Below are 12,605 nucleotides of genomic sequence, written 5' to 3' on the forward strand. Positions count from 1 at the left end.
GATGAAAAAAATTACATTAAAAAAAATATTATCCAAATTTAACTTGCTTCCTGTTATTGAGCAAATAAATTTTCAGCGACAAAAGTGGAAAAACAGAAAAAGTAATCAGAATTTTAAAAAAAATAACCCAACCGTAAAGCTACCGCCAGACTTTTACTTGTATGAAACTTTCAATATGAATTATGATAAGTTTTATACTAATGGAAAACCAACTGCAGCATGGTTAGTAAATCATATAAATGAATTTAAAAATTTTACAAATCTCTCTATTTTAGATTGGGGTTGCGGAACTGGAAGAATTTTAAGACATTTGCCAACTATTTTAGATACCTCTAATTCTTTTTATGGCACAGATTATAATAAAAAGTATGTCACATGGTGTTCCGAAAATTTAGAAGGCATTCAATTTAAAAATAATTTCCTGAAGCCTAATCTAGATTTTAAGGATGATTTTATGGATATTATTTATGGAATATCAATTTTTACGCACCTTTCTGAAGAGTTACATTTTTCTTGGATAATTGAATTAACGAGAGTTCTGAAAAATGATGGAATTTTGTTTTTAACAACGCATGGAGATGCTCATAAGTTTAAACTTTTGCCAAAAGAACAAGTAATTTATGAGAATGGGAACCTAGTTGTCCATGGATATAAAAAAGAAGGGAATAGATTGTATGCCTCTTACCAATCTCCTAAATTCATGAAAAAACTTTGTTCTAAAAACAATTTAAAAGTTCTAAAACATATTCCTGGAGAAACCCGAAATAGCCAACCGCAGCAGGATGTCTGGATTTTAAGACTTATTAAAAATTAGCTACAAAAGAAACAGATAGATTTCTTCCAGGGGAAGAAACCCCAGAGGCAAACTCTATATAATGTTCATCCAAAAGATTATCTAATCTTGCTTGTACTGAAAAATTTTCAGTTACTGAATACCGTCCATTTACACCAACAGTCACCCAACTTGGAGAGCCAAAGTATATATCTGTATTATTAACGGCATTTGCATCCACGATAGGCGTTAAATCATGATTATCAATTCCTTCAGAAAAATTAAAATCTGCAATATCCTTTTTACTATTAAACCTTAAAGCTGCACCAACTTCTATTTTTTCTTTTTTGTAATTTACCTCAAACTGACCAAATAAAGGCGGAATTGAGGACATAGGTTCTTCTGTATCATAAGTTCTGCCCTTTGTATATGTTATAAAGCCAGATGTATTCCAAGTATTAGAAAGTTTCCCTAAATAACTAAATGTATACCCTGTAATAAATGCATTTCCCCTATTCTGATTGGCAACTACATTTCCATACTCACCATCAAATAAAACTTGATTACTTCCATTTATTGTAAAACTGTCTCTAATTATATAGTCCTTTAACAAGGTGTAAAATACATTTGCACTTAAACCAAATTTTCTATTATTGAAATACTTTTGAATTCCTACTTCTGCATTATAAGCGAACTCTGGTTTCACATTAGTATTTGGGACAGTTACATCTCCACTTTTTTCTCGAACTCGACCAACATCGTCTATATTAGGCGAACGAAAACCAGAAGAAAGAACACTATTTAATTGCCAATTTTTATTTGGCTTATAGACATATCCTAAAGTTGCTGTGATTGCAGAATTATTTGCACTAATATCATTTTCTGGAAGCTGAATAAATGTTTCGTCTATCCATGTTGCATGTAAATTTGTAGTTGTAAATCTAATACCAGAATTTAAAGTTGATTTACTATTGAGATCTTGTCTGTAATTAATGTAAAGAGCAGAACTAAAATAATCACTTCCACCATCAGGATAACGTGATTGCACTTTAAAATCCTCAGTAAAATCATTGATTTCTCCATTAGAAACATTTAACGTTTTACCATAAGAGTTAGAGGAAACATCATTATAAGCAAATTCAAAACCATAAGATAAAGCCCTTGTTTTATCTTCTGTTAAAGTCAAAGAAAAATCACCATTGACACTAAATACATCTACATTTTCTTCTCTGTAAGAACGATCTAAATTTCCAAATTTTCTCTGAATCCTGCTTTCTTGAAGGCTTTGGTAAGCCGCAGTTAAAGTTCCGCTTTCTAACCAATTTTTATTAGGATTGATCAATAATTGCGAAGAAATTAACAATCTTTTTTGGGGACCATAAGACCACTCTGCAAACTTTAGAGAAGAAGTGTCAGATAGATCTCTTAACTCTGTTAATCTATCAAATCTGAGAATATTAGATGACGTGGAATATTGCAGATTTACTTTTAAATCTGTATTTTTTGATAGTGGAACAAAGAATTTCTGCAACACATCTGTTTGATTATATCCCGTGTTTCTTAATAAATTTGGATCGGAATTTATCGTTGGATTTTCAGAGTAATTTCCATTAACATTTGTAGAGTAATAGAAAACTTTTCCCCAATTAGAAAAGCCATGATTTCTGTTTTTACCAGCTTTTAATTCTCCAAAATCTGAATAAGAAATACTCGTAAAAGAAGCCCAATTTTCATAACTTAATTCAGCAGAAACATTGGTGGTAATTTCTTGATTTACACTTGAAAACCGAGAAAAAAATTGACTCTTCACCTCATTTTCTTCTGATAATTTAGGTGTTTTTGTATAATAATGAATGACACCCCCTAAAGCATCTGAACCATAAATTACAGAAGATGGTCCAAAAACTACTTCTGTTTTATCTAATAAGTTTGGTGCAATCGTAATGGAGCTTTGCAAGTGTCCTTTTCTATAAATAGCATTGTTCATTCTAACCCCATCAATTACTAATAATACCCTATTCGATTCCATTCCGCGAATTACAGGACTTCCTCCACCAAATTGTGATTTTTGAACTTTAATTCCAGGAATTATGGCCAATAGATCTGCAGAAGTTTGAGGCGAAAAATTTTGAATATCTTTAGATGAAAGTACTGCTATTTGTTCAGCGATTCTTTTTGTTTTTTCTTCTCTTTTAAAAACTGAAATTACTATTTCATCTAATTCCTCTGATTGCTTATTGAGATAAATAATAAATTTTTGTTTTCTTAAAGTAGCTTTTTTAATTCTACGATTTGCATAAGACAAATGAGAAAAAATAATTACTTCATCATTCTTAAAAGTAGAAATATCTGCTATACCTAAATTATTCGTCGTTAGACTAATCGTTTTAGACTTGTTATAAATAGTAACATTTCTTATTATTTTGCCTGTTTTTTTATCTAAGATTTTTACTTCTTGCCCAAAGGCTGCACTACTAAATAAAACTACAAATACTAAAAGAATATACTTCATCATCAACTAAATACTGTTTCTAAAACTTGTAAGGATTTAGGGTCTCTAAAATTGCCCAAATGTAGCTTAAAATACTGAATAATAACTTGCAAAACCAATTGCCTTTCATCTTTACTGTAAGCTACGTTTTCTAAGGTATCAAAAATGATGCCCAAGAGCTTTTTAAATTGATAAAAATCGTTATTTGAAATCACATTTTTTTCATGAATGCTATCTGAAAAAGTACCCTCTAATAAATCAAAACCTTTTTTATGTATTTCTAAGGTGTCAGGATAAAACCCTAAAAACCCAGTTAAGTTTAAAAGAAATAATAAATGGAAATTTGCAACTTTATCATGCAAATCCAGCCAAATAAAGGCGGTTTCTAAATACTCATAAAGTGCTAAATTTTGCTCTTCTTCTTGAATAGAATTTGCTAAAACCTCTGACAAAAACAGCACAACAGATTGCTTTACGATATTTGTATGAATACTTTTATAAGGGTGAATTACATGTACTTCTTTTATAGAATTTAAAGTGTTTTTTGTGTTGTGATTCGCAATAATTTTTAATTGCGTTAAAGGTTGAAAATGCGCTGCTTTTATTCCTTTTTTTTTCGGTTTTAAAACACCTCTAATTAAATACGATTTAACGCCTTCTTCTTGTGTGTAGCACTTTATAATTAAGCTTGTTTCACCATATTTTATTGAACTTAAAACAATTGCTTTTGTATTCAGAAGAGCCATTAATTTACAATTGCAAGTTTAGCTGTAGCTGTTTCTGAGCCATCATCATTAGATAATAAAATAATATAAACACCAGATGCAACTTTATTGCCTGCTAAGTTTTTTTTATTCCAAACTACTTTACCTCCCTGTAATTCTTGTCCTTCTATAACATTAGTTTCATAAACTAAGTTGCCAGCAACATCCAAAATTTTTACATTAGTTCCTTTAGGCAAATGCGTTCCTTTTCTGCCATCAATAGTAATGGTTTCATGATTTTTTAAAGCAGGATTTGGGTATGCATATACATCGCCCAAAACTTCACCAAAAGTTGCCACCCCGCTTTTGTAAACAACAATGCCCTTATCCGTTGCAAAATATACTTTACCATTACTTTTATCAACTCTAATTTTTAAAATTTTATTAGTTGGTAAAGGTGAATTCTCTTTACTAAAATTAGCTAATGTAGTTTGCCCTGAAGGATTTGTATAAACTGCGCCTCCCTTATCTGTTCCAAACCATTTATTATCTGCACCGTCAATAACGATTGTATTAATTCGTTGATCACCTAATAATCTCTCCCCAATGCCATTTTCTTCAATAACTACAGGTTGAGCATTTAAAATATCCGCATCAAAAACTCCAGATGCATTTCTATAAACCACCATACCAATCCTTGTACCTAACCATACTCTATTACTTTTATCTACAGCAATAGAAAGCACATCTGCATCCGGTAAATTGCCAAGATTTGGTGTTGCTATTAAAGCTCTTTTTCTATTACCATTTTCGTTAAAAACAAACACTCCATTTCTTCTAGTTCCAATCCAAATGCTATTGCTATTATCAATAGCAATTTCACTTAAACCTAACTTATCGCTTACTGTTTTTACAGAACTTAAATCGAAACTGCTCCATTGGCCTGAAGGTGATAATTTTTTTAATTCTTCACCAAAGCTTATACTCGAAACCCATAGATTTCCTTGACTATCAAAACCAGTTCCGCTTACCCTTATAGTAACTCTGCTTGGATCATTAAAAACAATATCTTCTAAAGGGCTATTGAGATGATTATAAAACGTTTTTACACCATCATTCTCTACAACTAATAAACCTCCGGTAGAAACAGAATTAATAGCTCCAGTATCTCCAAAAGAACTGATATAAACTCTATTGTCTACTATTGGGTCTATGGAAACATAATTTAAATCTATGACAGGAAAATCAGGATTAAACCTAGTGTTTATCCAATTTTCTGAGTTAAAATGACTAAATCCTTGTTTATTTTGAATCGGTGTATAGGTACCTTCATAACCTCCATAAACTACCCAAAGATTATCGTCTTTAACAGCAATAGAAAAAATATCATTGGACAAAGGTCCTTCTGGATGGATTTCGTTATAAGTGGTTATTTCATCTAAACTTGTCTTTAAAACACCAAATTCATTTGTAGCTAAATACATTGTATTCTCTTGAATGAAAGCTGTATTTAGTGTAAAATCAAAATCTGTAGTAGTGTTAAAGATATTTACTTGATTATTTGCTGAATTTAAAATAATAGCACTTTTACTTAAGGAAACTACTAAATTAGCACCTGATGATTTTAATCCTATAATTTTTTCAGAATAGTCTTTAATTTCAATTAATAGACCTGCATTAAACTGAAATAACTTATTATCTTCACTAACATAAATTTGATTATTAAAAAATGTAATTTTGCTAAAATTACGACCACCAAATAATTGTTGCCAACTATTAAAATCGATTAGAAGTTTACTCGTAACATCTGCTGTGAAAATTCCATCTTCGGTTACTGCATAAATTTTTCCATCAGAAATTAAAGTTTTGTGTATCTCTAGAGAAGTAGAGCTATCTCCAATAAAAAAAGTATCTCCAAACTCTAACTTTTCTATATCATATTCCACAATTGCAAATGGTGTAGATAAATATAATGTATTGCCAAATTCAGAAATATGATTGATACTTTTTGCGCCTGATTGATTAAAGTTTACAATATCTGCTGAAATGGTAATTGCTCCATTTTCGTCAATTACCTCAACCAATCCATTCTGATAACCAATAACGACTCTTTTAAAAGTAGCATTGTAGTGAATTGAAGATGCAGTTTCTCCTGATAAACCTTGAATAGATGAAAATTTTTTAATTTCAGAATTAGTTTCATTATAAGTAAAAAAAGCATTATCTACTAGTGCATAAATAATGTTATCAACTTTTACAAAATCCTTAACGTTATTGTAAGAATAAAAATCTTCCCAAGAATCACTATAATCATTCTGAGAAAAAATTGGTAAATAGATTAAAGATAGAAAGAGAAAAAATAACTTTTTCATATGTTTGTTTATAGATTCAAAGATATTTAATAATTCTAAACTAACGATAAAAACGGGTATATTCGTACAAAAATGGATAGATATTTATGAGTTTAGAAATTGAAAGAAAATTTTTAGTCAAAAATGAAGATTTTAAAAAGGTGTTTTATCAAAAAAAACAGCTAAAGCAAGGGTATTTAAATTCTGATAAAAACAGAACTGTAAGAGTTAGAATTTCTAATGACAGTGCTTTTTTAACCATTAAAGGGAAGTCTAATTCTACAGGAACAACTCGTTTTGAATGGGAAAAAGAGATTAATAGTGTGGAGGCAGAACAATTACTTCTCTTGTGTGAACCTTCAATTATTACTAAAACAAGATTTTATATAAAAGCCGAAAACCATATTTTTGAAGTTGATGAGTTTTATGGCGATAATGAAGGTTTAATTATTGCCGAAATTGAGTTAAATACTGAAAATGAATTATTTAAAAAACCTCTTTGGTTAGGTACAGAAGTTACAGGAGATAAAAGATATTACAATTCAAGTTTAAGTAAAATTCCTTTTAAAATTTGGGCTAAAATTTATAAATAATATATCGCAATAAAATGGCTTATACTTCCTAATAAAACAAAGACATGAAAAGTAGCATGGTTGTAAGGCATTTTTTTAATTGAATATAAAATGGCTCCAATTGAATAAAAAACGCCACCAGCTATTAAAAACTGGAACCCTTCTGCGCTTAAACTTTGCATTAAAGGTTTTATAAAAATAATTACTTGCCACCCCATTAAGAGATACATCGCAGTTGATATTTTATCAAACCTACCAGTAAAAAATAATTTAAGAATAATCCCAGTTAAGGCAAAAACCCATACAGCAATAAACATATACCAACCTAAATTAGAATCTAAGGCTACTAAGCAAAAAGGAGTATAACTGCCAGCAATTAAAGCATAAATAGCCGCATGATCAAAAATATTTAACTTTCTTCTGGTCTTTGGATTTTTAGCTGCGTGATAAAAAGTTGAAGCAGCATATAAGATGACTAAACTGAATCCGTAAATTATAAAACTACTTATATCCCAAAAATCTGAATAGGAAAATGCTTTTGAAATTAAAAAAGGTACGGCAATAAGACTGGTAATGAGACCTAAACCGTGAGACCAAACATTTAATTGTTCTTCAGAATCTGAATATCTATGATTTAATTTCTCACTCATCTCTTTCTGTTTGTATCGTTCATGTACTTTTTATCAGTTGCTAAATCATTATAAATAACATCAAATGTTTTTTCTTTTAAATACTCCATTTTATCAATAGATAATTCCTTAGTTGAAATAAATTGATGTTGGCGAACTCTAAAGACTCCGAAACCTCCTTTTAAAACATCCCAAGAAAACAGACGTTTACAATCAAAATAAACATGAGCAACAATTGGTATATTAAATTCTATTGCCAAATTAAAAGCACCTTTTTTAAATGGAGCTAAAACCACATCTTCCGTTGGCACTAATCCTTCCGGAAAAATAGCCATACTCACTCCGTTCTGTAATCTTTTTTTAGCTATTTCATACACTTTTTTCCTACTTTCAGGATTACTTCTATCCACCATAATAACAATTCTCTTGTAGAAAAATCCAAAAATTGGAATTTTAGCCAACTCTTGTTTTCCTACAAAAACAATTGGGTTTTTACTTAATACAATCAACACAAAAGGATCCATTAAAGAAGCATGATTTGGGCAAAACATATAACTTTTATTCGGTTCAATTTCTTCATCTAATTGAATATTTAAACGAAAACCCATACCATAAATAAGAACTTTAGACCAGATTCTAACCAGTCTCCATAATAAATGATAGTATTCTTCTTTAAAAGTAAAAACTAACAAAAACGGGGTCATTAAAATGACTGTAGTGAACATTAAAATGTAAAACCACAAGCGCCAAATTAACAAAAAAGGAATTTTTAAAAATTTCATTAACTTCAAAAATACTAATAATCTTTTTGTTTTTCATTTTTATAGCATAAAACCTTATTTTTGTGCTGGTAGCGAAATTTATATTTCATGTAAACAGAATTTATTTGTTATGAGATACGAGTATCTTTCCTAACCATAAATTGTAAGATTATTATTTCATTTTATAATGATTTAAAAAAAACATCATTCAATGTCTAGAATTTTAACTGGAGTACAAAGCACAGGAACACCGCATTTGGGCAATTTATTAGGGGCAATTTTACCTGCTATAGAAATGTCAAATAATCCAAAAAACGAAGCTTTTTTATTTATTGCAGACATGCATTCTTTAACACAAATTAAGGATGGAAAAGAATTAAGAGAAAACACATATAGTACCGCAGCCACATGGTTAGCTTGTGGTTTAGATATTAATAAAACAATTTTTTATAGACAGAGCGACATTCCTCAAGTTACAGAATTATCTTGGTACTTGAGCTGCTTTTTTCCTTATCAAAGATTAACATTAGCGCATAGTTTTAAAGATAAAGCTGATAGACTAGGTGATGTAAATTCAGGTTTGTTCTCTTATCCAATGTTAATGGCCGCAGATATTTTATTATATGATGCAGAGATTGTACCTGTTGGAAAAGATCAATTACAGCATTTAGAGATGACCCGAGACGTAGCCAACAGATTTAACAATATTGTTGGCAAAACATTGGTTGCACCAGAAGCTAAAATACAAGAGCACACAAAATTAGTTCCAGGAACGGATGGTGAGAAAATGAGTAAATCGAGAAATAACATTATCAATATTTTCTTACCAGACAAGAAACTGAGAAAACAAATAATGTCTATTAAAACGGATAGTAAAGGCTTAGAAGAAGCTAAAGACCCAGATACTGATAACGTTTTTGGTTTATATAAATTATTGGCTTCAGATGCTCAGATTGCAGAAATGAGATCAAATTACGAAGGTGGAAATTATGGTTATGGCCATGCCAAACAAGCCTTGTATGAATTGATTATTGGGCAATTTTCAACTATTAGAGAGCGCTACAATCATTTTATGGAAAACAAACATGAAATTGATGAAGCATTAGAGGTTGGGGCAGCAAAAGCAACAATTGTCGCTAATGAAGTTTTGAAAAGAGTTAGAGACAAAATAGGGTACTAATAAAAATCATACGTTACATACCGAACTGACAAATCAAGCCTGCCATAATAGCTAATGTTATTATCCAGTATCCTGCATTAATGGCAACATATCTTATTGATTTCCTCTCAAACATTGCTATAATTGCTATAAGTGGTAATGCCAACAGTACACCTGATAAAACACCATGTAAAGCACCGTGTTTAAAAGTTCTAAAACGATCTCCATAATTTGCTAAAAAATCCTGAAAATAGGTAAATGATTCTCCTGTTTGTTCCGCAAAACCAGGTTCGCCTGCCAATGACGAATACACTCCCATTTGATGAATTGTTGCAGGCAATAAAAACACTGCAATGAACAAGCTAAAAACATAGCTTAAAAGAAAAGTTATAGCCGTATTTTGGTCTTGCAAAGATTCTTTTGTAAACCCCATTTCTTTCATCCAAGCATTTCCAAATAAAGGACCATACCAGAAAAAACCAATAACTAAGGGTATAATAGCTGCAACAAAAAAAATGTAAAAATTCATTTCCATAATAAAAATTAGTTTTGGTTAAGTATCAAAGATAGAAAATAAGATTTTGAATTAGTTATATAAAAAAAGTCTAAACCATTAAGCTTTAGACTTTAAATATTTTGAATTTAAAAAATAACTAGTTTATTTTCATAGACTTAGCAATAGCTTCTAATTCAAAAACAAAAGCTCTTTTACTTACTGATGGTGCGTAGGTAAATCCTTCAAAAATAATTAGTCTATTATTTTTTTTATCTATTACTGTATAATTTAAAAATGGCCCTGCCATAAAATCATTTTTCACCTCCCATTTTCCACGAGTTTCATATGCTTTTTTCCCATCGATAATGGCATCAAAAGTAAAAGGAGTATAAGCTTCTTCTGTAATCATATGCATGGTTTCCGGATCTGAACCAGGGATGAATTTTTTACCTATACTATCTCTTACGGCTACAATATTATCCGAAATTTGAGTTTCATCACTCAAAGGAATTGAGTACACTAAAATATTATTACTTCCTGTTTTTGCAATTCCGCTCATCAAATGATTTCTTAACCAAAGAAATTCTCCTGTATCATCAACAGTTTTAAACTTTTTAGGTATTGTAAAAGTAACCCCTAAATTGCTTAGTGTTTTGTATTGTGAGTTGTCAATTTTATCCTTACTGAAAATTCTTTGTGTAAATTGAATATCAGAATCTATAAAAATATTTTTAATTTCATTTTTATGCTTTTGAAAAAGTTTAATAATACTTTCATCGTCTTTTGCTTGCACATAAACAATAGTTTGAGGTTGTGCAAAAACATTTTTCTTTACAGTAAAAGCCTCATTTTTAGCTTCCGTAATAATTAAAATATTCCTACTCGCTTTCATCATAGAACTAAACCCATTTGGTGCCACTTGAGAAACCGATAAAAAATGTTCTGGCTGTGGTAAACCCACCATTAGTTCTCCAAAAGAATTACGAACTTCTTGACCAACATCTCCTGTCCAATCGCTAATTTTAGCCACTACCATTACTTTATTGATCTTGCCTATAGATTGTTTTAAAATCACTGTATCATTACCAACGCAAGAGGATAATAAAAATGCAATTGTTAAAATTAAAAATATGTTTCTCATGAGTTTAGCTTTTAAAAATTTTAAGTTTAGTTCCAGGTTTTAAACTTTTAACACTCCAAATATTATTCCACTTTTTAATTTCATCAACAGAAACGTTCTGGAATTTTTTAGAAATGTTCCAAAGCGAATCTCCATTTTTCACAACATAAATATCATACTTACCTGATTTAGATGATATTGTTGCTTTCTTTTTTGAAACTTTACTGACAGAAAAAGGAATTTTCTTTGGAAAAACAGACAACCTTTGTCCAATTTTTAAGCGACTCGTTTTTAGGCCATTCCAGCGCTTAAGACTGCTTACTCTTACGCCAAATTTATTGGCAATTTTCCCTAAATAATCTCCATTTTGAACCCGGTAACGAATGCGTTTATCCATTTCAAAATACTTAGGCAAAGGCTTTTCTCTTTTACTTTCATCTTCAGAAGCTAAAGCATACAATTCTTTTTCTTTATCTAAAAATTCAACCAATTTATTACTTGGCAATCTAACAGCATAGTTTCTTTCTTTTACAAACGGGATAATATCTAACTTGTAAGCAGGATTTAAAAAAGAAATCACCTCTTCGCCAACATTCATAATTTCAGAAATTTGATCAAAACTTATCGTTCTTTTAACTCGAACTGTATCTGTTTGAAAGTTAAAAAACTTCGGAATCTCGGCATAAATTCCATGCTCTTCGGCATATTCGAAAATATACATTGTTGCATAAAATGCAGGAACGTAACCTGCTGTCTCTTTTGGTAAATAAGGTCTTATATTCCAATAATTTCTATAACCTCCCGAACGTTTTATAGCCTTCCTTACATTTCCTGGCCCAGAATTGTAAGCAGCTAAGGCTAAATCCCAATCTCCAAAAATGGTAAATAACTGACTTAAATATTTACAAGCTGCAATAGTTGATTTAACAGGATCTTGACGTTCATCAACATAAGAACTCACTTTCAAATCAAATTGTTTTCCTGTACCGTACATAAATTGCCACAAACCTGTAGCACCAACTCTCGATTTCACTTGTGGTCTTAACGCGGACTCTACGATCGCTAGATACTTCATTTCTAAAGGTATATCGTACTGATCTAAATATTGCTCGAACATTGGAAAATAGTACTTTGCCTTTGCCATTAACTTTGGATAATACTTACTACGAGACAACAAATAACTATTGATTACTTTTTCTAAAGCAGGATTAAAAGCTAAATTAAAGGGGGTTTGTTCATCTAAATCAGAAAGTCGTTTTTTTAATAAAGCTGTGGTTAAAACAATATTCTGGCTTCCAATGATATCCTTATCACCAATTACATACTCTAAAGTATCTACTAAGGACGAATTAAACTTTTCATCAATCAATAAGCTATCAATAGTTTTTAAATCTGAATCAGAAAATAAGTCAAATCTTATATTTTTTTTAATAGAATCTTTAACTATGAATAAAGTATCAATTTTAGCAGCTGTAATACTGTCTTTTTCTTTTTGAGAAAAAAGTGAAATACTGATAAAAAATAAAAGAAATAAAAATTTATTCATACTA

The 12,605-nt window shown here is 30.2% G+C and carries 11 protein-coding genes; 3 read left to right on the top strand and 8 right to left on the bottom strand.

Annotated elements, in window-relative coordinates; all coding sequences use genetic code 11:
- Position 1 precedes the first annotated feature (1 nt).
- Complete coding sequence (locus tag BLT88_RS13170; protein ID WP_036782758.1) at positions 2-814, top strand: class I SAM-dependent methyltransferase; 813 nt, start codon at positions 2-4, stop codon at positions 812-814.
- Here the strand turns inward: BLT88_RS13170 and BLT88_RS13175 are convergent.
- From BLT88_RS13175 to BLT88_RS13185, 3 genes are read right to left on the bottom strand one after another with little or no spacing between them, the layout of a single operon-like run.
- Positions 804-3,287, bottom strand: a complete 2,484-nt coding sequence (locus BLT88_RS13175) for a TonB-dependent receptor (RefSeq protein WP_231960008.1) — start codon at positions 3,285-3,287, stop codon at positions 804-806. The two genes, BLT88_RS13170 and BLT88_RS13175, sit on opposite strands and share 11 nt — an antisense overlap.
- On the bottom strand, positions 3,287-4,009 hold the full coding sequence (gene recO, locus BLT88_RS13180; RefSeq protein ID WP_091955335.1) for a DNA repair protein RecO: 723 nt from the start codon (positions 4,007-4,009) through the stop codon (positions 3,287-3,289). The genes BLT88_RS13175 and recO overlap by 1 nt, the downstream gene beginning before the upstream one ends.
- Positions 4,009-6,339, bottom strand: a complete 2,331-nt coding sequence (locus BLT88_RS13185; RefSeq protein ID WP_091955336.1) for a two-component regulator propeller domain-containing protein — start codon at positions 6,337-6,339, stop codon at positions 4,009-4,011. The genes recO and BLT88_RS13185 overlap by 1 nt, the downstream gene beginning before the upstream one ends.
- A gap of 86 nt (positions 6,340-6,425) precedes the next feature.
- Between BLT88_RS13185 and BLT88_RS13190 the strand changes: the two genes are divergently transcribed.
- Positions 6,426-6,911, top strand: a complete 486-nt coding sequence (locus BLT88_RS13190; protein ID WP_091955339.1) for a CYTH domain-containing protein — start codon at positions 6,426-6,428, stop codon at positions 6,909-6,911.
- Here the strand turns inward: BLT88_RS13190 and BLT88_RS13195 are convergent.
- Positions 6,902-7,540, bottom strand: coding sequence for a hemolysin III family protein (locus BLT88_RS13195; RefSeq protein ID WP_091955340.1), 639 nt, complete (start codon positions 7,538-7,540; stop codon positions 6,902-6,904). The two genes, BLT88_RS13190 and BLT88_RS13195, sit on opposite strands and share 10 nt — an antisense overlap.
- Complete coding sequence (locus BLT88_RS13200; RefSeq protein WP_091955343.1) at positions 7,537-8,301, bottom strand: 1-acyl-sn-glycerol-3-phosphate acyltransferase; 765 nt, start codon at positions 8,299-8,301, stop codon at positions 7,537-7,539. Before BLT88_RS13200 ends, BLT88_RS13195 begins: the two co-directional genes overlap by 4 nt.
- A gap of 190 nt (positions 8,302-8,491) precedes the next feature.
- Between BLT88_RS13200 and trpS the strand changes: the two genes are divergently transcribed.
- Positions 8,492-9,460, top strand: a complete 969-nt coding sequence (gene trpS / locus BLT88_RS13205; RefSeq protein WP_036782740.1) for a tryptophan--tRNA ligase — start codon at positions 8,492-8,494, stop codon at positions 9,458-9,460.
- Between the two features lie 13 nt (positions 9,461-9,473).
- Here trpS and BLT88_RS13210 read toward each other — a convergent pair whose 3' ends face one another.
- From BLT88_RS13210 to BLT88_RS13220, 3 genes are all read right to left on the bottom strand, one after another.
- Positions 9,474-9,974 (bottom strand): DUF1761 domain-containing protein, encoded by a 501-nt coding sequence (locus BLT88_RS13210; RefSeq protein ID WP_091955345.1) that lies wholly within the window; start codon positions 9,972-9,974, stop codon positions 9,474-9,476.
- Positions 9,975-10,092: 118 nt separating this feature from the next.
- The gene (locus tag BLT88_RS13215; RefSeq protein ID WP_091955347.1) at positions 10,093-11,076 is read right to left on the bottom strand and encodes a DUF4837 family protein; all 984 of its coding nucleotides are present in this window, start codon (positions 11,074-11,076) and stop codon (positions 10,093-10,095) included.
- Between the two features lie 4 nt (positions 11,077-11,080).
- Positions 11,081-12,601, bottom strand: coding sequence for a lytic transglycosylase domain-containing protein (locus BLT88_RS13220; protein WP_091955350.1), 1,521 nt, complete (start codon positions 12,599-12,601; stop codon positions 11,081-11,083).
- Between the last annotated feature and the right edge of the window lie 4 nt (positions 12,602-12,605).

It is taken from the genome of Polaribacter sp. Hel1_33_78 (assembly GCF_900106075.1).
Taxonomy (GTDB): domain Bacteria; phylum Bacteroidota; class Bacteroidia; order Flavobacteriales; family Flavobacteriaceae; genus Polaribacter.